The following is a 16,852-nucleotide window of genomic DNA, read 5'->3' as shown; positions in this document are numbered from 1 at the left end:
GAGCTGAGCTGAGATGCCACGCAGACGAGTAATTGCCAAGCGCGAGGTCACGCCGGACCCGCTCTACAACAGCGCCCTGGTGACCAAGTTCATCGGGTCGGTGATGAGCGACGGGAAGCGGAGCACCGCGGAGCGGATTCTGTACAAGAGCTTCGAGATGATCCAGGAGAAGACCGGCGAGGAGCCCCTCAAGGTCTTCAAGAAGGCCATCGACAACACGAAGCCGAGCCTTGAAGTGAAGTCGCGGCGCGTCGGTGGATCGAACTACCAGGTGCCGATCGAGGTCAACGTCAACCGCCGCCTGTCGCTGGCGATTCGTTGGCTGGTCAGCTACTCCCGGTCGCGTGGCGATGGCAAGACGATGGAAGAGAAGCTCGCCAACGAGCTGCTCGACGCGAGCAACATGCGCGGTGGGGCCGTGAAGAAGCGTGAGGACACGCATCGCATGGCCGAGGCCAACAAGGCCTTCGCTCACTACCGCTGGTAGCGCCGATCCTGGTGGTGAGATTCTGAAATTGTGAAATCCCGCAATTTCACAATTTCATAAGGTCAGAATTTCGTTTTCTTACTCGAGTACTCGATCAATGGCTCGTCAGGTACCCCTCAGTCGTACGCGCAACATCGGCATCATGGCCCACATTGATGCCGGCAAGACGACCACGACCGAGCGCATCCTGTTCTATACCGGCATCACCTACAAGATCGGCGAGGTGCACGATGGCACCGCGACGATGGACTGGATGGAGCAGGAACAGGAGCGCGGGATCACCATCACGTCCGCGGCGACGACGTGCTTCTGGCGGGATCATCGCATCAACATCATCGACACCCCGGGCCACGTGGATTTCACGGCCGAGGTGGAGCGCTCGCTGCGCGTGCTCGACGGCGCAGTGGCGGTGTTCGACTCGGTGGCCGGCGTCGAGCCGCAATCCGAGACGGTGTGGCGCCAGGCCGACAAGTACCGCGTCCCGCGCATCTGCTTCGTGAACAAGATGGATCGCATCGGCGCGAACTTCGATCGCACGGTGGATCAGATCAAGACGCGCCTGCAGGGCAACCCCTGCGTCCTGCAGTTCCCGATCGGCACCGAAGACAAGTTCCGCGGCGTCGTCGACGTGGTCACCATGAAGGCGATCACGTACAAGGACGAGACGATGGGCGCCGAGTACGTGACCGAGGACATCCCGGCCGATCTGCTCGACCAGGCCAAGGCCTATCGCGAGCAGTTGCTCGAGAAGGTCAGCGAAGCCGACGACGCGCTGCTCGAGAAGTACCTCAGCGGCGAGGAGATCACCGAAGCGGAGATCAAGGCGGCCCTGCGCCTGCGCGTGAACAAGTCCGTGCACGGTCGCGTCGAGGCGCCCTTCGTTCCGGTGATCTGCGGGTCGGCCTTCAAGAACAAGGGCGTACAGCCGCTGCTCGACGCGGTCGTCGACTTCCTGCCCTCGCCGATCGACATTCCGGCGATCCAGGGCGTGTCGATGGACAAGGCCGACGAAACGGTCATCGAGCGGCCGGCCGACGACACCAAGCCGTTCGCGGCGCTCGCGTTCAAGATCATGACCGACCCGTTCGTCGGTCAGCTCACCTTCATCCGCGTGTACTCCGGCGTGCTGGCGTCGGGTGCCTCGGTGCTCAACTCGACCAAGGGCAAGACCGAGCGCATCGGCCGACTCCTGAAGATGCACGCCAACAAGCGTGAGGAAATCAAGGAAGTCTACGCCGGCGACATCGCGGCCTGCGTCGGCCTGAAGAGCGTGATGACCGGCGACACGATCTGCGACGAAAAGCACGCCGTCGTGCTCGAGTCGATGGACTTCCCCGAGCCGGTGATTTCGCTGGCCATCGAGCCCAAGACCAAGAGCGACCAGGAGAAGCTGGGCCACGGTCTCGCGAAGCTGATGGCCGAAGACCCGACCTTCCGCGTGCGGACCGACCAGCAGACAGGTCAGGTCATCATCGCGGGCATGGGCGAGTTGCACCTCGACATCATCGTCGACCGCCTCAAGCGCGAGTTCAACGTCGAGGCCAACGTCGGCCGGCCGCAGGTGGCCTACAAGGAAACCCTCACCATGAAGGCCGAGGGCGAAGGCCGGTACGTGCGGCAGACGGGTGGGCGCGGCCAGTACGGCCACGCGAAGATCCGCCTGATTCCGCGGCAGCCCGGCGAAGGCTACCTGTTCGAGAACAAGATCGTCGGCGGCACGATTCCGAAGGAATTCATCAAGCCGATCGACGAAGGCATCAAGGAAGCTCTCACGACGGGTGTCCTGGCCGGCTTCCCGGTGGACGACGTCGGCATCGAGCTCTACGACGGCTCGTACCACGACGTCGACTCGAACGAGATGGCGTTCAAGATCGCCGGTTCGATGGCGTTCAAGGATGCCGCGAAGAAGGCTCGTCCCGTGCTCCTCGAGCCGGTGATGCGTGTCGAGGTGGTGGTGCCCAAGGAGTTCATGGGCGACATCATGGGCGACATCGCCAGCCGCCGCGGGCACATCCAGTCGCAGGAAGACCTCGGTGGTACGCAGATCGTCAGCTCGCGCGTGCCGCTGTCGGAGATGTTCGGCTACGCGACCGAGCTGCGGTCGCGTACCCAGGGCCGCGCCACGTATTCGATGCATTTCGATCGATACGAGCAGGCGCCAGGCCATGTCGCCGACGAAGTGATCGCCCGCATGCAGGGCACCAAGCAGTAGTCACAGTTCCGTCACGGACCCGTAGAACCGGAGATCAGGCGCAATGGGTAAAGAGAAGTTCGACCGCTCGAAACCGCACGTCAACATCGGCACGATCGGTCACATCGACCACGGCAAGACGACGACGACCGCGGCGATCACCAAGGTGTTGCACAAGCACAACCCGAAGGTGTCGTTCCGGTCGTTCGACTCGATCGACAACGCGCCGGAAGAGCGGGAGCGCGGGATCACGATTGCGACGGCGCACGTGGAGTACGAGACGGCCAACCGGCATTACGCGCACGTGGATTGCCCGGGGCACGCCGACTACGTGAAGAACATGATCACGGGTGCGGCGCAGATGGACGGCGGCATTCTGGTGGTGGCGGCGACCGACGGGCCGATGCCGCAGACGCGCGAGCACATTCTGCTGGCGCGGCAGGTGGGGGTGCCGTATCTGGTGGTGTTCCTGAACAAGGTGGACGCGGTCGACGACGCCGAGTTGCTGGACCTGGTCGAGCTGGAGGTGCGCGAGCTGCTCTCGAGCTACGGGTTCCCCGGGGACGAGATCCCGATTGTGCGCGGCTCGGCGCTCAAGGCGCTCGAAGGCGACCCGGAGTGGGAAAAGACGATCGACAACCTGATGGAGGCTGTCGACGCGTACATTCCGATGCCGCTGCGCGAGATCGACAAGCCGTTCCTGATGCCGGTCGAGGACGTGTTCTCGATCTCGGGGCGCGGGACGGTGGTGACGGGGCGGGTCGAGCGGGGCAAGGTGAAGGTCGGCGAGGAAATCGAGATTGTGGGTTTCGGGCCGACGCGCAAGACGGTGGTGACCGGCGTCGAGATGTTCAAGAAGTTGCTCGACGAGGGCCAGGCGGGCGACAACATCGGCGCGCTGCTGCGGGGCATCGACAAGGAAGCGGTCGAGCGCGGGCAGGTGCTGGCCAAGCCGGGGTCGATCACGCCGCACACCAAGTTCAAGGGCGAGGTCTACGTCCTGACCAAGGAAGAGGGCGGGCGGCACACGCCGTTCTTCAACGGCTACCGGCCGCAGTTCTACATCCGGACGACGGATGTGACCGGGGTGGCCCACCTGCCCGAGGGCGTGGAAATGGTGATGCCGGGCGACAACGTGACGATGGAGATCGAGCTCATCGGGCCGGTGGCGCTGGAGAAGGGCCTGCGGTTTGCCATCCGCGAGGGTGGCCGCACGGTGGGCGCCGGTACGATCACCGAGATTCTGCAGTAAGTCGTCGGCAGCGCCGACGACTTCGGTGGTAGGGCCGGCTCTCCGAGCCGGCCATCACCGCGCAGCAGTCGCGGGGCGATGGCAGTGATGGACGCCTGGGACAGGCGTCCCTACCAACGCGATAGGAAAACGACTATGTCTGGATTTGGCGAAAAGATCCGTATCCGCTTGAAGGCCTACGACGCCCGCGTACTCGATCAGTCCACCACGGAAATCGTGGACACGGCGCGTCGCACGGGAGCCCGCCTGGCGGGGCCGGTGCCGCTGCCCACCGAGAAGAACAAGTGGACGGTGCTGCGCTCGCCGCACGTGGACAAGAAGTCGCGCGAGCAGTTCGAGATCCGGACGCACAAGCGGCTCGTCGACATCTTCGAGCCGACGCCGCAGACGGTGGACGCGCTGATGAAGCTCGATCTGCCCGCGGGCGTCGACGTCGAGATCAAGGCGTTCGGCAAGGAACACGGCAAGTAGCCGTCGGATTTCATCCGACGGACTTTCGGTAGGGCCGGCTCTCCGAGACCGGCCAGAGATGGGTTGGCGCATCGCTGCCGCGCTTGGCATCGGTAGACGGACCCCGAAGGCGAGAGACACAACGATGGTGACGGGAATCATCGGCAAGAAGATCGGGATGACGCAGGTGTTCGGCGCGGATGGCGTCGTGACGCCGGTCACCGTGATCAAGGCCGGCCCCTGCGTGGTGGTGCAGACCAAGACCGCGCAGACCGACGGCTACGAATCGGCGCAGATCGGCCTGGTCGAGGACAAGCCGGCCAGGGTGAGCCGCGGCCTGCAGGGCCACTACGCGAAGGCCAACGTCCCCCCGACGCGCGTGCGTCGCGAGGTCGGCATCTCGGGTGACGGCGTGACTGCCGGCAGCGAAGTGCTTGCTTCCGCGGTGTTCACCGACGGCGAAGTAGTGGATGTCATCGGCACTTCCCGCGGCATGGGCTTCCAGGGCGTGATGAAGCGCCACGGGTTCGCGGGCGGCGCGGCCTCGCACGGCTCCATGTTCCACCGGGCGCCTGGCTCGATTGGCGCGTCGTCCTACCCCTCGCGCGTGGTCAAGGGCATGCGGGCCGCGGGCCACATGGGCTACGACCGTGTCACGGTGCACAACCTCAAGATCGTGCGCGTGGATGGCGACAACCACCTGCTCCTGATCAAGGGCGCCGTGCCCGGGCCGCGCAACGGCATCGTCCTGATCCGCAAGGCGCGCAAGGCCAAGCCGGTGCGCGTGGCGCAGGTCGAGACGAAGAAGGGGAAGAAGTAATGCAGCTCGACGTCGTCAACACCAGCAACCAGAAGGTGGGCGCGCTCGACCTCCGCGACGAGGTGTTCGGCAATCGCGTGCGCACCGACCTGATCTGGGAAGCGGTCCGCCACGAGCAGGCCGAGGCCCGTCGGGGCACGCACGCGACCAAGACGCGCGGCGAGGTGGCCGGTTCGGGCCGCAAGCTGTGGAAGCAGAAGGGTACCGGCCGGGCGCGTGTCAGCGACGTGCGCAACCCGATCTGGCGCAAGGGCGGGACGACGCTCGGCCCGCAGCCGCGCGACTACGGCTACGCCTTCCCGAAGAAGATGGCGCTCGGCGCGCTGCGTGATGCGCTGGCCGCGAAGATTCGCGACGGCCAGGTGGTCGTGGTGGACGCGCTGGCGGTGACCGAGGCGAAGACGCGCGCGGCCGCGCAATTGCTCAAGGACCTTGGCCACACGCGCAAGACGCTCGTGATCGACGTCGCGCCGGCCGATGCGCTGGTGCTGTCGACGCGCAACCTCCCGGGCGTGAAGCTCGTGCCGGCCAACCGGGTGACGGCGCGTGACGTGATGGACTGCGCCAGGGTCATTGCCAGCCAGGCGGCGCTGACGCGCTTGCAGGAGACGCTGGGCTGAGGCGCGAGCCGCAGACCAGGGACGAAGAATCATGAAACTCACCGACGTCATCCGCCGGCCGCTCGTCACCGAGAAGAGCACCCTGCAGCGCGAGCTGCAGAACGTGCTCGCCTTCGAGGTGCACGTGGACGCCACCAAGGTGGAGATCAAGCAGGCCGTCGAGCAGTTGTTCGGCGCCAAGGTGGCGGCCGTCCGCACGGCGAGCCAGCGCGGCAAGCTGAAGCGCCAGGGCCGCTTCGTCGGCCGCCGCAGCGACTGGAAGAAGGCCTACGTTCGCCTGCAGGCCGACCAGAAGGTCCCCGAGATCCTGGAGATCGCGTAAGCGAGGACGATCATGCCAGTACGAACGTACAAGCCGACGTCGGCGGGGCGCCGTTTCCAGACGGTGCAGACCTTCGACGAAATCACGTCCACCGAACCCTACAAGCCGCTCACCGAGCCGCTGAAGAAGTCGGGCGGCCGCAACAACCAGGGTGAGTTGACCATCTGGTGGCGCGGCGGTGGACACAAGCGGACCTATCGCATCATCGACTTCCGCCGTGACAAGCGGGACATCCCGGCGAAGGTGTCGACGGTCGAGTACGACCCGAACCGTTCGGCGCGGATCGCGCTGGTGACGTACGCCGATGGCGAGAAGCGCTACATCCTGCACCCGCTCGGGCTGAAGGTGGGCGACTCGATCGTGGCGGGCGCGACGGCCGACATCCTGCCGGGCAACGCCCTGCCGCTCAAGAACATCCCGCTGGGCACGGTCGTGCACAACGTGGAACTCCGCCCCGGCAAGGGCGGCCAGATGGCGCGCAGCGCCGGGGCCGCGGTGCAGGTGGTGGCCAAGGAAGGCGAGTACGCCACGTTGCGGATGCCCTCGAGCGAGGTGCGCCTGGTGAACATGGAGTGCTACGCCACGGTGGGCCAGGTGGGCAATGTCGATCACGAGAACGTGTCGATCGGCAAGGCCGGCCGCAGCCGCTGGCTGGGCAAGCGTCCGCACGTCCGCGGCGTGGCCATGAACCCGGTGGATCACCCGCTCGGCGGCGGCGAGGGCAAGACCTCGGGCGGCCGTCACCCCGTGACCCCGTGGGGGGTGCCCACCAAGGGCTACAAGACGCGCAACCGCAAGTCGACCGACGCGTTCATCGTCACGCGCAGGCAGAAGTAGGCCGGAACCATGAGCAGATCGCTGAAGAAGGGCCCGTTCATCGACACGCCACTCCTCGAGAAGATCGAGGCGATGAATGCCGCCAACGAGAAGAAGGTCATCAAGACCTGGTCACGACGGTCGACGGTGATTCCCGAGATGATCGGGCACACGCTCGCGGTGCACAACGGCAAGAAGTTCGTGCCGGTGTACGTGACCGAGAACATGGTCGGCCACAAGCTGGGCGAGTTCGCCGCGACGCGGTCCTTCAAGGGGCATCCCCTGAAGGCCGAGAAGGCCGGGAAGTAGGGAGACGACGATGGTGCAAGCGACAGCGACCTCCCGCAGTGTCCGCACGTCGGCGCAGAAGGCCGGGCTCGTGCTGGACCTCATTCGTGGCAAGGACGTGACCGGCGCGCTGGCGACGCTCAAGTTCTCGACCAAGGGTGTGGCCAAGAACATTCACAGGCTGCTCAAGTCGGCGATCGCCAACGCGCAGCAGGCCGAGGGTTTCGGCGGCGACGTCGAGCGGCTGTACGTGTCGGCGGCGTATGCCGACCAGGGCACGTCGTTCAAGCGCGTCCGCCCGGCTCCGATGGGCCGCGCCTTTCGCGTCGTGAAGCGCACGGCGCACCTCACGGTGCAGGTGGCCGAGCGGCCGGTGCGTCGTCGGGCCCCGCAGGCCCCCACCAAGCCGCGCACGCGCAAGACCGCGGGCGTTGCCAGTACTCAGGAATAGGACGAGAGACGCATGGGCCAGAAGGTTCATCCCTACGGGTTCCGGCTCGGGTTCAACAAGACCTGGCGCTCGCGATGGTTCGCCGACAAGGACTACGCGAAGCTGCTCCACGAGGACCTCAAGCTGCGTGACGACCTGAAGAAGCGGTTCGCGCACGCCGGTGTGTCCAAGGTGGAGATCGAGCGGGCAGCCAACAAGCTGAAGATCGACATCCACACCAGCCGGCCGGGCATCATCATCGGCCGCAAGGGTGCGGAGGTGGACAAGCTCAAGGCGCAGGTGCAGAAGCGCACCAACCGCGAGGTGTTCATCAACATCCAGGAGATCCAGAAGCCGGAACTGGACGCCCAGCTGATCGCGGAATCGGTGGCCATGCAGCTCGAGAAGCGCATCGCCTTCCGTCGCGCCATGCGCAAGGCAGTGGAGTCGGCCCTGCGGTTCGGCGCGCGCGGCATCAAGGTGCGCGTGTCGGGTCGCCTGAACGGCGCCGAGATCGCGCGGTCCGAGTGGTACCTGCACGGCCAGCTGCCGCTGCAGACGCTGCGGGCCGACATCGACTACGGCTTCTCCGAGGCGCGCACCACCTACGGCGCCATCGGTGTGAAGGTGTGGCTCTTCCAGGGAGAGCGCCTCGTGCCCAAGCTGGGTCGCGAGGAGGAGCAGTACCGGTCGCCGCGGCGTGCCGCGGGTGGTCGGGGATAGGAACGATTCGCCATGTTGATGCCCAAGAAGGTCAAGTACCGCAAGCAGCAGCGGGGACGCATGACAGGCAAGGCCTGGCGCGGGTCCGATGTCGCCTTCGGTGACTACGGGCTGAAGGCGCTCGAGCCCTGCTGGCTGACGGCGCGCCAGATCGAAGCGGCGCGTATCGCGATGACCCGCTTCATCAAGCGCGGCGGCAAGATCTGGATCCGGGTGTTCCCGGACAAGCCGATCACCAAGAAGCCGCAGGAAACCCGTATGGGTAAGGGCAAGGGCGCCCCGGAGGCCTGGGTGTGCGTGATCAAGCCCGGTCGCATCCTCTTCGAGATGGAGGGGGTGGACGAGGTGACGGCCAAGCGTGCGATGGAACTGGCGGCGGCCAAGCTGCCGATCCACACGAAGTTCGCGGTGCGGTTCGCAGCGCAGCAGGAGCGGGCGTGATGGCCAAGGTAGCGGAATTCAAGGACCTCGGCGTCGAGCAGCTGGAGCAGCGCGCGACGGAGATCGACAAGGAACTGTTCACGCTGCGGATCCGCAAGGCGATGGGACAGCTGGACAGGCCGCTGCAGATCCGGGACCTGCGCCGGGATCTGGCGCGGGTCAAGACCGTGCTGCGGCAGAAGGCCGACGCCCGCTAGGGCGCGCCGCGGAGAGAGCAGGAAGCGAGCTATGGCAGCCAAGGCAGAAATCGTCGGTCGCGTCGTCAGCGACAAGATGGACAAGGGAGTTGTCGTCGCCGTGACGCGCCAGGTGCGCCACGACGTGTACGGCAAGGGCCAGCGCAAGACATCGCGGTTCATGGCGCACGACGAGGCCAACACCGCGAAGGTCGGCGACACGGTCGCGATCGTCGAGAGCCGTCCGCTGAGCCGCCGCAAGCGGTTCGCGGTGTCGCGCATCGTCGAGCGGGCGAAGGTCATCTAGGAGACACGCGATGATTCAGATGCGATCGATCCTGGACGTGGCCGACAACTCCGGCGCGCGCAAGATCTCGGTCATCAACCCGATTGGCGGGTCGACCGGGCGCTACGCGCGGCTCGGTGACATCGTCACCGCGTCGGTGAAGGAAGCGGCGCCGGACGGCAACGTGAAGAAGGGGCAGGTGGTCAAGGCGGTCATCGTGCGGACGCGCAAGGAACAGCGCCGTAAGGATGGCAGCTACATCCGCTTCGACCGCAACGCCGCGGTGCTGGTGAAAGACGATGGCGAGCCGATCGGGACCCGTGTCTTCGGCCCGGTGGCGCGCGAACTGCGCGAGCGGAAGTTCATGAAGATCATCTCGCTCGCCCCAGAGGTGCTGTAGGCGATGGCTGGCTTGAAGCGGATTCGCAAGAACGACGAGGTCATCGTCATCGCCGGCCGTGATCGCGGCAAGCGCGGGCGGGTGACCCTGGTGGATGCCGAGCGCAACCGGGTGGTGATCGAGGGCGTGAACCTCGTCAAGCGGCACACGAAGCCGAACCCCCAGAAGCAGGTGCAGGGCGGCATCGTGGAGCAGGAGGCGGCCATCCATGCCTCCAACGTGATGCTGGTGGACCCGGTCTCGGGCAAGCGCACCCGCGTGGGGATGCGCACCGAGAGCGACGGCCGCAAGGTCCGTGTCAGCCGGCGCAAGGACGGCGGAGTGATCGACAAATGAGCCGGCTGAAGGAGCGCTACACCGGGGAGGTGGCGCCGGCGCTGCAGAAGGAGTTCGGGTACGCCAACGTGATGGCGACCCCGAAGATCACCAAGGTGGTGATCAACCTCGGGCTCGGCGAGGCCACCCAGAACGCGAAGATCGTGGACGTCGCGGCCGACGAACTGATGCGCATCGCGGGCCAGAAGCCCGTGGTCACGCGCGCCAAGAAGTCGATTGCCCAGTTCCGTGTCCGCCAGGGCATGCCCATCGGCACGATGGTCACGCTGCGTGGCGAGCGGATGTTCGACTTCCTCGATCGACTGATCTCGATGTCGCTGCCGCGCGTGCGCGACTTCCGGGGCATCCCGACGAAGGGCTTCGACGGGCGTGGCAATTACACGCTCGGGCTGAAGGACCAGTTGCTCTTCCCGGAAATCGACTACATGCGCGTGGACAAGCCGCGCGGCATGAACATCACCGTGGTCACCACGGCCAAGACCGACGAGGAGTCGCGCCGCCTGCTGCAGCTCCTCGGTTTCCCGTTCAGGCAGAGCTGACATGGCCACAACTGCAAAGATTGCCAAGGAACACAAGCCACAGAAATTCCAGGTCCGCGCCCGTAACCGGTGCGGGCGATGCGGCCGGCCGCGGGCCTACCTGCGGAAGTTCGCCCTGTGCCGTCTCTGTTTCCGTGAGCTCGCCCTCAAGGGCGAGGTCGCGGGTGTGACCAAGAGCAGCTGGTAAGCCACAGCAGGGCCGGGAGCGCAGGCCCGACGGTCGAGAGGCCGCGGGAACCGCGCTGCCGTGGAGCGCGCGCCGGAGCCAAGAGGCCCGCGCGGCGCCCGGCCCACGAGGACAAGTATGACTGACCCGATTGCCGACATGCTCACGCGGATTCGCAATGCCGTCCAGTCGCGCCACACGCGCGTGGACGTGCCCGCGTCGAAGATGAAGCTCGAAATCGCCCGCATTCTGGAATCCGAGGGGTACATCGGCAGCTTCAAGCTGATTGACAACCCGACGACGCCGGAGTCCCCGCAGAAGGTGGTGCGGATCGCCCTCAAGTACGGTCCGCGCGGTGAACGCGTGATCTCCGGACTCGAGCGGGTGAGCCGCCCCGGCCGCCGCGTCTACTTCGGGCGCGAGTCGGTGCCCACAGTGCTCGGCGGGCTCGGCACCGCGATCCTGACCACGTCGCAGGGCGTGATGACGGGACGCCAGGCCAGCCAGGCCGGCGTCGGCGGCGAAGTGCTCTGCAACGTCTGGTAAGGACTGAGGAACATGTCTCGAATTGGCAAGAAGCCGATCCCCGTCCCCAAGGGTGTGCAGATCAACCTCAGGGACGGCCTGGTCGAGGTGAAGGGGCCCAAGGGCCAGCTGTCGCAGTTGCTGCCCCCGGGCGTCACGATGGCGCTCGAGGACGGCCAGATCGTCACGAGCGTCGGCGAGGCGCGCGAGCAGCGCAAGTTCCACGGCCTCGGCCGGACACTGGTGGCCAATGCCGTCCAGGGCGTGTCCGAGGGGTTCAAGCGCGAGTTGGACATCGTCGGCGTCGGCTACCGCGCCGAGGTGAAGGGCCGCGACGTGCACTTCGCGCTCGGCTACTCGCACCCGGTGGTTTTCCCGTTGCCGCAGGGCATCGACGTGGCCATCGAGAAGCAGACGCATGTGACGGTGACCGGCATCGACAAGCAGTTGGTGGGCCAGGTGGCGGCCAACATGCGATCGCTGCGCAAGCCGGACCCGTACAAGCAGAAGGGCGTCCGGTACACCGGCGAAGTGCTCAAGAAGAAGGCCGGCAAGGCCGGCGCGAAGTAACGCGCTGAAGCGGAGAAGCTGCCGTGAAGATTGAAACGAAGAAGGACCGTCGCGAGCGCATCCGCCTGCGGTTGCGGAAGAAGCTGGCCGGTGACGCCTCCCGGCCGCGGCTCGCCGTGTTCCGCAGCGTGGCACACATTTACGTCCAGGCCATCGACGACGCCACCGGCACGACCGTGGCGTCGGCGAGCACGACCGAGCCGGCCATCAAGGGCCAGCTCGGAGACGGCGGGCGGGGCAGCAACGTCAAGGGGGCGGCCGCAGTGGGCCGGATCCTCGCAGAGCGCCTGAAGGACAAGGGCATCACCCGTGTCGTGTTCGACCGCGGCGGGTTCCTGTACCACGGGCGCGTGCGCGCCGTCGCCGACGCCGCGCGCGAAGCCGGCCTCGAGTTCTGAGGAACTGACATGTTTGAATTCCGCGATCGCATCGACGCGAGCCAGCTCGAACTGAAGGACACCGTCGTGTCCATCAACCGCGTCACCAAGGTGGTCAAGGGCGGCAAGAACCTGTCCTTCAGCGCCCTGGTCATCGTCGGCGACAACGCCGGCCACGTCGGCTTCGGCGTCGGCAAGGCCAAGGAAGTGCCCTCGGCCATCAAGAAGGGTATCGAGGCAGCGAAGAAGTCGCTGATCAAGGTGCCGCTCAAGGGCACGTCGGTGCCGCACGAGGTGACCGGGCGCTTTGGCGCGGGCCGCGTGCTGCTCAAGCCGGCGCCCGATGGCACCGGGATCATCGCCGGCGGTGCGGTGCGCGCCGTGGTCGAGGCGGCCGGCATCCAGAACGTGCTGACCAAGTCGCTCGGCTCGGCCAACCCGCACAACGTGGTGCGGGCGACGATCGCGGGGCTCAAGGGCCTCAAGGACCCGTCGGCCATCGCCCGTCTGCGTGGCAAGTCGGTCGAAGAACTGCTGAACGCCTGAGGACGTGATGTCGGAAACCACCCCCCGTCGACAGAAGCCCGCCACGCCAGCGGCCCCCAAGGGCAAGACCCTCAAGGTGACCCTGGTGCGCAGCGTGATCGGGTACGACAAGAAGCAGGGCGAGATCGTCAAGGGTCTCGGGCTGCGCAAGATTGGGCACACCGTGGAGGTCCTCGATCATCCCGCCATGCGCGGCATGATCCAGAAGGTCCGGCACATGGTGACGGTCGAATAAGTACGATCGAAACGCCGAACGCCGAACGCCGAACGCCGAAGCTCGATGGCCGATGGCCGAATGCCGACGGCCGACAGGAAAGACATCATCATGGATCTGAGCGATCTCAAGCCTGCCAAAGGCGCGACGCACGCCACCAAGCGCGTGGGCCGCGGCCAGGGATCGGGCAATGGCAAGACGGCCGGTCGTGGCCACAAGGGCGCCAAGTCGCGTTCGGGCTTCAAGCGCAAGCGCGGCTTCGAGGGCGGCCAGATGCCGTTGCACCGTCGCCTGCCCAAGCGTGGCTTCACGAACATCTTCCGGAGCGACTACGCGGTGATCAACCTCGACCAGCTCGAGGCGCTGTTCGACGCCGGCACCGACGTCAACCCGGAAGTGCTCCATGGCCAGGGTCTCGCCCAGGGCAACCAGAAGATCAAGGTGCTCGGGCGCGGCGACCTGACCAAGGCGCTCAACGTCAAGGCTCACAAGTTCAGCGGCGCCGCGGCCCAGAAGATCCAGGCCGCCGGCGGCACCGCCGAGAGCCTGTAGCTCTCGAACGCCTGCCACGCCGAAGCCCGAGGGCGGAGGCGGGCAGAACGCCGAACGCAGAAATGAATCGGCGGCCGCGAGGCTGCCGAGGTTGCAGACGGCCGGCAACGGCCGTCCACGCGGTGCCCGGTGCCCGGTTCCCGGATCCCGACTGCGAGTGAGTCGAATCTATGGATAGTTTGAGGAACATCTTCGCCGTCCCGGAGCTCCGCATCCGGGTACTGTTCACGCTGGGGCTGCTCGGCGTGTTCCGTATCGGCCATCACATCCCGACACCCGGGGTGAACACCGCGGCGTTGGCATTGCTGGCCGAGCAGGCCCGCAACACGATGTTCGGCCTCTACGACCTGTTCTCCGGCGGCAACCTGTCGCGGGTGACGATCTTCGCCCTCGGGGTGATGCCCTACATCAGCGCGTCGATCATCCTGCAGCTGTTGACGGTGGTGTGGCCGACCCTCGAGCGGATCTCGAAGGAAGGCGAGCTCGGACGCCGCAAGATCACCCAGTACACCCGCTACGGGACGATCCTGCTGTCGGTCATCCAGGCCCTCAGCATCGCGATCTTCCTCGAGCGCCAGACCAACGTCGCGGGCGGGCTGCCGCTCGTGTACGACCCGGGCTGGGGTTTCCGGCTGCTCACCATCCTGACCCTGACCACCGGGTCGGTGTTCGTGATGTGGCTCGGCGAGCAGATCACCGAGCGCGGTGTCGGCAACGGCATGTCGCTCATCATCTACTCGGGCATCGTCGTCGGCCTGCCGCGCGCGGTGATGACGACGCTGGACCAGCTGAAGACGGGCGAGATCGGGCTGTTGCGGCTTGCGCTCCTGATCCTGGTGATGGTGGTGGTGGTGGCGGCGATCGTGTACGTGGAGCGTGCCCACCGGCGCGTCACCGTCCACTACGCCAAGCGCGTTGTCGGTCGGCGCATGTACGGCGGATCGAGCACGCACATCCCGTTGAAGGTGAACACGGGCGGCGTGATGCCGGTGATCTTCGCGTCCTCGTTGCTGGCGTTTCCGGCGACGATCGCCGGGATGTTCCCGCCCGAGAGCTGGGTGCAGCGGGCCGCGCAGCAGTTGACGTGGGGCATGCCGCTCTACAACCTGCTGACCGTGACGCTGATCATCTTCTTTGCGTACTTCTACACCGCGATCGTGTTCAATCCCGATGACGTGGCCGAGAACATGCGCAAGTACGGCGGCTTTGTCCCGGGCATCCGCCCGGGCAAGCGGACGGCCGAATACATCGACCTGATCCTGACCAGGATCACGCTGGTCGGGGCGCTGTACCTGGCGGCGGTGGCGCTGTTGCCCGAGTTCCTGATCAGCGGCTTCAAGGTCGCGCCGATCCCGTTCATCGGCGAATCGCTCGACGCGGCACTGCCAGGCTGGTTCACCAACGGCCTCGGCGTGACGTTCTTCTTCGGCGGGACGTCGCTGCTGATTGTCGTCGGTGTCGCCATGGACACCGTGCAGCAGATCGAGTCGCAGCTGATCATGCGGCACTACGACGGGTTCATGAAGAAGACCCGCATCCGTGGACGGAGAGGGTAGGCCGTCCGTTGGCTCGACCTGGCCTCAATGTGGTGATGCTCGGCCCGCCAGGCGCGGGCAAGGGCACGCAAGCCACCCGGCTGGCGCGGCATTACAACGTCCCGAAGGTGTCCACCGGGGACATCCTGCGGGAATCGGCGGCGGCCGGTACGGCGCTGGGACTCGAGGCGCGCGCGCGCATCGATCAGGGCAATCTGGTGAGCGACGAGGTGGCCATTGCCATCGTCCGGGAACGTCTCTCTCGACAAGACGTCGCTTTTGGGTTTATCCTTGATGGTTTCCCGCGGACGGTCGCACAGGCCGAAGCGCTGGACGAGATGATGTGGGGACGGTCCCCGCTGACCGTGTTGCACATCGTGGTGCCGGTCGACGTGCTGGTCGGGCGGCTGCACGCGCGACGCATCTGCGGTGTGTGCGGCACCAACGCGGACCCGACCAAGCCGGACGTCGGGGTCTGCGCCAACTGCGGCGGCGCGCTGGTGACGCGGGCCGATGACGATGAGCAGGTGGTCCGCAATCGCCTGCAGATCTACGAGAACCGGACGGCGCCGCTGGTGAACTACTACCAGGGCCGGCCGACGCTCTTCACGATTGACGGCAACCTGTCGCCCGACGCCGTGGCTGCTGCGATGAAGGATGCGCTGGCATCGGCGATGGGTGTAGCCCAGGGAGGCGCACGGTGATCACGTGCCGGTCGGCTGAGGAGCTCGTGAAGCTTCGGGCGGCCAACCAGTTGGTGGCCCGGATCCTCGAGGAGCTGCGAGGGCTGGTGGTGCCGGGGGCCACGACGGCCGGCATCGACGCCGAGGCCGAACGGCTGGTACGTGAGGCGGGCGCACTGCCGGCGTTCAAGGGGTATCGCGGGTTTCCCGCAACCATCTGCGCGTCGCGCAACCACGAGGTGGTGCACGGCATCCCGTCGGGGCAGGCGCTGGTGGAGGGCGACATCCTCTCGATCGACATGGGGGTGAAGCTCGACGGGTACTACGGGGACTCGGCGGTGACCGTGGGCGTGGGCGCGATCAGCGCCGAGGCGCAGCGGTTACTGGACGTGACCGACGCCTCGCTCTACCGGGGTATCGACGCGGTCCGGCCGGGCGCGCGAGTGTCCGACATCGGGCATGCGGTCCAGGCTTACGTGGAGGCCCAGGGGTTCACGGTGGTCCGGGAGTTCGTGGGTCACGGCATCGGCACGAAGCTGCACGAGGAGCCGCAGATTCCCAACTACGGACCGGCGGGACGCGGGCCGCGGTTGTCCGAGGGCATGGTGCTCGCGATCGAGCCCATGGTGAACGCGGGACGCGCGGCGGTGCGGGTGTTGTCGGACGGCTGGACGGCGGTGACGGCGGACGGCCTGCTGTCGGCGCACTTCGAGCACACGGTGGCGGTCACGGCCGAGGGCGCGGAGATCCTGACGCTCAGGACGGCGCCGGCGGCGGTGGGAGAGAGGTGAAATTCTGAACTTCTGCAAGTCTGAAATTTCAGAATCTCAGAATTTCATGATTTCAAGTCGCCATGGCCCGCGAGGATGACGGGCTGCGCGGCACGGTCATCGAGCAGTTGCCGCAGGCGCTCTATCGCGTCAGCCTCGATTCGGGGCACGTGATCACTGCGCACGGCACCGGGGACATCCGCAGGAACTTCGTGCGGATCCTGGTGGGGGATCGGGTGGTTGTGCGGGTGTCGCCGTTGGACGTCACGCGCGGCCGGATCGTAGAAAGGCTTAGGTAGGGCCGGCTCTCCGAGCCGGCCGTGAGGACGCCGCGGCG

At 66.3% G+C, this 16,852-nt stretch carries 28 protein-coding genes; all 28 read left to right on the top strand.

All coding sequences use genetic code 11. The features are described from left to right. Positions 1-13 precede the first annotated feature (13 nt). A complete protein-coding gene (gene rpsG, locus LuPra_RS24320) occupies positions 14-487 on the top strand; it encodes a 30S ribosomal protein S7 (RefSeq protein ID WP_110173166.1) in 474 nt (157 codons plus the stop codon). 97 nt (positions 488-584) lie between these two features. After that, entirely contained in the window at positions 585-2,699 is a 2,115-nt protein-coding gene (gene fusA, locus LuPra_RS24315) for an elongation factor G (protein ID WP_110173165.1), read from the top strand. Positions 2,700-2,742: 43 nt separating this feature from the next. Then, on the top strand, positions 2,743-3,930 hold the full coding sequence (gene tuf, locus LuPra_RS24310) for an elongation factor Tu (protein WP_110173164.1): 1,188 nt from the start codon (positions 2,743-2,745) through the stop codon (positions 3,928-3,930). Positions 3,931-4,065: 135 nt separating this feature from the next. Beyond that, on the top strand, positions 4,066-4,401 hold the full coding sequence (rpsJ, locus tag LuPra_RS24305; RefSeq protein ID WP_110173163.1) for a 30S ribosomal protein S10: 336 nt from the start codon (positions 4,066-4,068) through the stop codon (positions 4,399-4,401). Positions 4,402-4,525: 124 nt separating this feature from the next. Next, positions 4,526-5,200: a 50S ribosomal protein L3 gene (rplC, locus tag LuPra_RS24300; RefSeq protein WP_110173162.1), complete on the top strand. Its 675-nt coding sequence runs from the start codon at positions 4,526-4,528 to the stop codon at positions 5,198-5,200. Beyond that, positions 5,200-5,820 carry a 50S ribosomal protein L4 gene (gene rplD, locus LuPra_RS24295; RefSeq protein WP_110173161.1) on the top strand — a complete coding sequence of 207 codons (621 nt, stop codon included), beginning with the start codon at positions 5,200-5,202 and terminating at the stop codon, positions 5,818-5,820. The genes rplC and rplD overlap by 1 nt, the downstream gene beginning before the upstream one ends. A 31-nt stretch (positions 5,821-5,851) precedes the next feature. Continuing rightward, positions 5,852-6,142 (top strand): 50S ribosomal protein L23, encoded by a 291-nt coding sequence (locus LuPra_RS24290; RefSeq protein ID WP_110173160.1) that lies wholly within the window; start codon positions 5,852-5,854, stop codon positions 6,140-6,142. Positions 6,143-6,154: 12 nt separating this feature from the next. After that, positions 6,155-6,979, top strand: a complete 825-nt coding sequence (rplB, locus tag LuPra_RS24285) for a 50S ribosomal protein L2 (protein WP_110173159.1) — start codon at positions 6,155-6,157, stop codon at positions 6,977-6,979. 9 nt (positions 6,980-6,988) lie between these two features. Beyond that, entirely contained in the window at positions 6,989-7,267 is a 279-nt protein-coding gene (gene rpsS, locus LuPra_RS24280) for a 30S ribosomal protein S19 (protein WP_110173158.1), read from the top strand. 10 nt (positions 7,268-7,277) lie between these two features. Beyond that, the gene (rplV, locus tag LuPra_RS24275; RefSeq protein WP_234800532.1) at positions 7,278-7,697 is read left to right on the top strand and encodes a 50S ribosomal protein L22; all 420 of its coding nucleotides are present in this window, start codon (positions 7,278-7,280) and stop codon (positions 7,695-7,697) included. A 12-nt stretch (positions 7,698-7,709) separates the two neighbouring features. Continuing rightward, positions 7,710-8,399 (top strand): 30S ribosomal protein S3, encoded by a 690-nt coding sequence (gene rpsC / locus LuPra_RS24270; protein WP_110173157.1) that lies wholly within the window; start codon positions 7,710-7,712, stop codon positions 8,397-8,399. A gap of 12 nt (positions 8,400-8,411) precedes the next feature. Further along, the gene (rplP, locus tag LuPra_RS24265) at positions 8,412-8,840 is read left to right on the top strand and encodes a 50S ribosomal protein L16 (RefSeq protein WP_110173156.1); all 429 of its coding nucleotides are present in this window, start codon (positions 8,412-8,414) and stop codon (positions 8,838-8,840) included. After that, positions 8,840-9,037, top strand: coding sequence for a 50S ribosomal protein L29 (rpmC, locus tag LuPra_RS24260; RefSeq protein ID WP_110173155.1), 198 nt, complete (start codon positions 8,840-8,842; stop codon positions 9,035-9,037). The genes rplP and rpmC overlap by 1 nt, the downstream gene beginning before the upstream one ends. A gap of 31 nt (positions 9,038-9,068) precedes the next feature. Further along, entirely contained in the window at positions 9,069-9,323 is a 255-nt protein-coding gene (rpsQ, locus tag LuPra_RS24255; protein ID WP_110173154.1) for a 30S ribosomal protein S17, read from the top strand. 10 nt (positions 9,324-9,333) lie between these two features. Beyond that, positions 9,334-9,702: a 50S ribosomal protein L14 gene (gene rplN / locus LuPra_RS24250; RefSeq protein ID WP_110173153.1), complete on the top strand. Its 369-nt coding sequence runs from the start codon at positions 9,334-9,336 to the stop codon at positions 9,700-9,702. 3 nt (positions 9,703-9,705) lie between these two features. Beyond that, the gene (gene rplX, locus LuPra_RS24245; RefSeq protein ID WP_110173152.1) at positions 9,706-10,038 is read left to right on the top strand and encodes a 50S ribosomal protein L24; all 333 of its coding nucleotides are present in this window, start codon (positions 9,706-9,708) and stop codon (positions 10,036-10,038) included. Beyond that, entirely contained in the window at positions 10,035-10,577 is a 543-nt protein-coding gene (gene rplE / locus LuPra_RS24240) for a 50S ribosomal protein L5 (protein ID WP_110173151.1), read from the top strand. Before rplX ends, rplE begins: the two co-directional genes overlap by 4 nt. Before the next feature lies 1 nt (position 10,578). Further along, complete coding sequence (locus LuPra_RS24235) at positions 10,579-10,764, top strand: type Z 30S ribosomal protein S14 (RefSeq protein ID WP_110173150.1); 186 nt, start codon at positions 10,579-10,581, stop codon at positions 10,762-10,764. A 117-nt stretch (positions 10,765-10,881) separates the two neighbouring features. Then, a complete protein-coding gene (rpsH, locus tag LuPra_RS24230; protein WP_110173149.1) occupies positions 10,882-11,289 on the top strand; it encodes a 30S ribosomal protein S8 in 408 nt (135 codons plus the stop codon). A gap of 12 nt (positions 11,290-11,301) precedes the next feature. Further along, positions 11,302-11,838 carry a 50S ribosomal protein L6 gene (gene rplF, locus LuPra_RS24225; RefSeq protein WP_110173148.1) on the top strand — a complete coding sequence of 179 codons (537 nt, stop codon included), beginning with the start codon at positions 11,302-11,304 and terminating at the stop codon, positions 11,836-11,838. A gap of 29 nt (positions 11,839-11,867) precedes the next feature. After that, on the top strand, positions 11,868-12,236 hold the full coding sequence (rplR, locus tag LuPra_RS24220) for a 50S ribosomal protein L18 (protein WP_110174849.1): 369 nt from the start codon (positions 11,868-11,870) through the stop codon (positions 12,234-12,236). Between the two features lie 9 nt (positions 12,237-12,245). Continuing rightward, on the top strand, positions 12,246-12,761 hold the full coding sequence (gene rpsE / locus LuPra_RS24215) for a 30S ribosomal protein S5 (protein ID WP_110173147.1): 516 nt from the start codon (positions 12,246-12,248) through the stop codon (positions 12,759-12,761). Between the two features lie 7 nt (positions 12,762-12,768). Then, complete coding sequence (rpmD, locus tag LuPra_RS24210; protein ID WP_110173146.1) at positions 12,769-12,996, top strand: 50S ribosomal protein L30; 228 nt, start codon at positions 12,769-12,771, stop codon at positions 12,994-12,996. Positions 12,997-13,086: 90 nt separating this feature from the next. Further along, positions 13,087-13,527 (top strand): 50S ribosomal protein L15, encoded by a 441-nt coding sequence (rplO, locus tag LuPra_RS24205; RefSeq protein ID WP_110174848.1) that lies wholly within the window; start codon positions 13,087-13,089, stop codon positions 13,525-13,527. 170 nt (positions 13,528-13,697) lie between these two features. Beyond that, positions 13,698-15,083, top strand: coding sequence for a preprotein translocase subunit SecY (secY, locus tag LuPra_RS24200; protein WP_110173145.1), 1,386 nt, complete (start codon positions 13,698-13,700; stop codon positions 15,081-15,083). A 35-nt stretch (positions 15,084-15,118) separates the two neighbouring features. Further along, on the top strand, positions 15,119-15,766 hold the full coding sequence (locus tag LuPra_RS24195) for an adenylate kinase (protein WP_110174847.1): 648 nt from the start codon (positions 15,119-15,121) through the stop codon (positions 15,764-15,766). Continuing rightward, entirely contained in the window at positions 15,763-16,536 is a 774-nt protein-coding gene (gene map, locus LuPra_RS24190; protein WP_110173144.1) for a type I methionyl aminopeptidase, read from the top strand. Before LuPra_RS24195 ends, map begins: the two co-directional genes overlap by 4 nt. 62 nt (positions 16,537-16,598) lie before the next feature. Then, positions 16,599-16,814, top strand: coding sequence for a translation initiation factor IF-1 (gene infA / locus LuPra_RS24185; RefSeq protein WP_110173143.1), 216 nt, complete (start codon positions 16,599-16,601; stop codon positions 16,812-16,814). The last annotated feature ends 38 nt before the right edge of the window (positions 16,815-16,852 follow it).

It is taken from the genome of Luteitalea pratensis (assembly GCF_001618865.1).
Lineage (GTDB): Bacteria > Acidobacteriota > Vicinamibacteria > Vicinamibacterales > Vicinamibacteraceae > Luteitalea > Luteitalea pratensis.
The sequence above is the reverse complement of the archived record's forward strand: the minus strand, read 5'-3'. Positions and strand labels throughout refer to the sequence as shown.

Excerpts from the sequence above, each read along its gene's own strand:
- rpsG (WP_110173166.1), top strand. The coding sequence starts at position 14 with ATGCCACGCAGACGAGTAATTGCCAAGCGCGAGGTCACGCCGGACCCG.
- fusA (WP_110173165.1), top strand. The coding sequence starts at position 585 with ATGGCTCGTCAGGTACCCCTCAGTCGTACGCGCAACATCGGCATCATG.
- tuf (WP_110173164.1), top strand. The coding sequence starts at position 2,743 with ATGGGTAAAGAGAAGTTCGACCGCTCGAAACCGCACGTCAACATCGGC.
- rpsJ (WP_110173163.1), top strand. The coding sequence starts at position 4,066 with ATGTCTGGATTTGGCGAAAAGATCCGTATCCGCTTGAAGGCCTACGAC.
- rplC (WP_110173162.1), top strand. The coding sequence starts at position 4,526 with ATGGTGACGGGAATCATCGGCAAGAAGATCGGGATGACGCAGGTGTTC.
- rplD (WP_110173161.1), top strand. The coding sequence starts at position 5,200 with ATGCAGCTCGACGTCGTCAACACCAGCAACCAGAAGGTGGGCGCGCTC.
- LuPra_RS24290 (WP_110173160.1), top strand. The coding sequence starts at position 5,852 with ATGAAACTCACCGACGTCATCCGCCGGCCGCTCGTCACCGAGAAGAGC.
- rplB (WP_110173159.1), top strand. The coding sequence starts at position 6,155 with ATGCCAGTACGAACGTACAAGCCGACGTCGGCGGGGCGCCGTTTCCAG.
- rpsS (WP_110173158.1), top strand. The coding sequence starts at position 6,989 with ATGAGCAGATCGCTGAAGAAGGGCCCGTTCATCGACACGCCACTCCTC.
- rplV (WP_234800532.1), top strand. The coding sequence starts at position 7,278 with ATGGTGCAAGCGACAGCGACCTCCCGCAGTGTCCGCACGTCGGCGCAG.
- rpsC (WP_110173157.1), top strand. The coding sequence starts at position 7,710 with ATGGGCCAGAAGGTTCATCCCTACGGGTTCCGGCTCGGGTTCAACAAG.
- rplP (WP_110173156.1), top strand. The coding sequence starts at position 8,412 with ATGTTGATGCCCAAGAAGGTCAAGTACCGCAAGCAGCAGCGGGGACGC.
- rpmC (WP_110173155.1), top strand. The coding sequence starts at position 8,840 with ATGGCCAAGGTAGCGGAATTCAAGGACCTCGGCGTCGAGCAGCTGGAG.
- rpsQ (WP_110173154.1), top strand. The coding sequence starts at position 9,069 with ATGGCAGCCAAGGCAGAAATCGTCGGTCGCGTCGTCAGCGACAAGATG.
- rplN (WP_110173153.1), top strand. The coding sequence starts at position 9,334 with ATGATTCAGATGCGATCGATCCTGGACGTGGCCGACAACTCCGGCGCG.
- rplX (WP_110173152.1), top strand. The coding sequence starts at position 9,706 with ATGGCTGGCTTGAAGCGGATTCGCAAGAACGACGAGGTCATCGTCATC.
- rplE (WP_110173151.1), top strand. The coding sequence starts at position 10,035 with ATGAGCCGGCTGAAGGAGCGCTACACCGGGGAGGTGGCGCCGGCGCTG.
- LuPra_RS24235 (WP_110173150.1), top strand. The coding sequence starts at position 10,579 with ATGGCCACAACTGCAAAGATTGCCAAGGAACACAAGCCACAGAAATTC.
- rpsH (WP_110173149.1), top strand. The coding sequence starts at position 10,882 with ATGACTGACCCGATTGCCGACATGCTCACGCGGATTCGCAATGCCGTC.
- rplF (WP_110173148.1), top strand. The coding sequence starts at position 11,302 with ATGTCTCGAATTGGCAAGAAGCCGATCCCCGTCCCCAAGGGTGTGCAG.
- rpsE (WP_110173147.1), top strand. The coding sequence starts at position 12,246 with ATGTTTGAATTCCGCGATCGCATCGACGCGAGCCAGCTCGAACTGAAG.
- rpmD (WP_110173146.1), top strand. The coding sequence starts at position 12,769 with ATGTCGGAAACCACCCCCCGTCGACAGAAGCCCGCCACGCCAGCGGCC.
- rplO (WP_110174848.1), top strand. The coding sequence starts at position 13,087 with ATGGATCTGAGCGATCTCAAGCCTGCCAAAGGCGCGACGCACGCCACC.
- secY (WP_110173145.1), top strand. The coding sequence starts at position 13,698 with ATGGATAGTTTGAGGAACATCTTCGCCGTCCCGGAGCTCCGCATCCGG.
- LuPra_RS24195 (WP_110174847.1), top strand. The coding sequence starts at position 15,119 with ATGCTCGGCCCGCCAGGCGCGGGCAAGGGCACGCAAGCCACCCGGCTG.
- infA (WP_110173143.1), top strand. The coding sequence starts at position 16,599 with ATGGCCCGCGAGGATGACGGGCTGCGCGGCACGGTCATCGAGCAGTTG.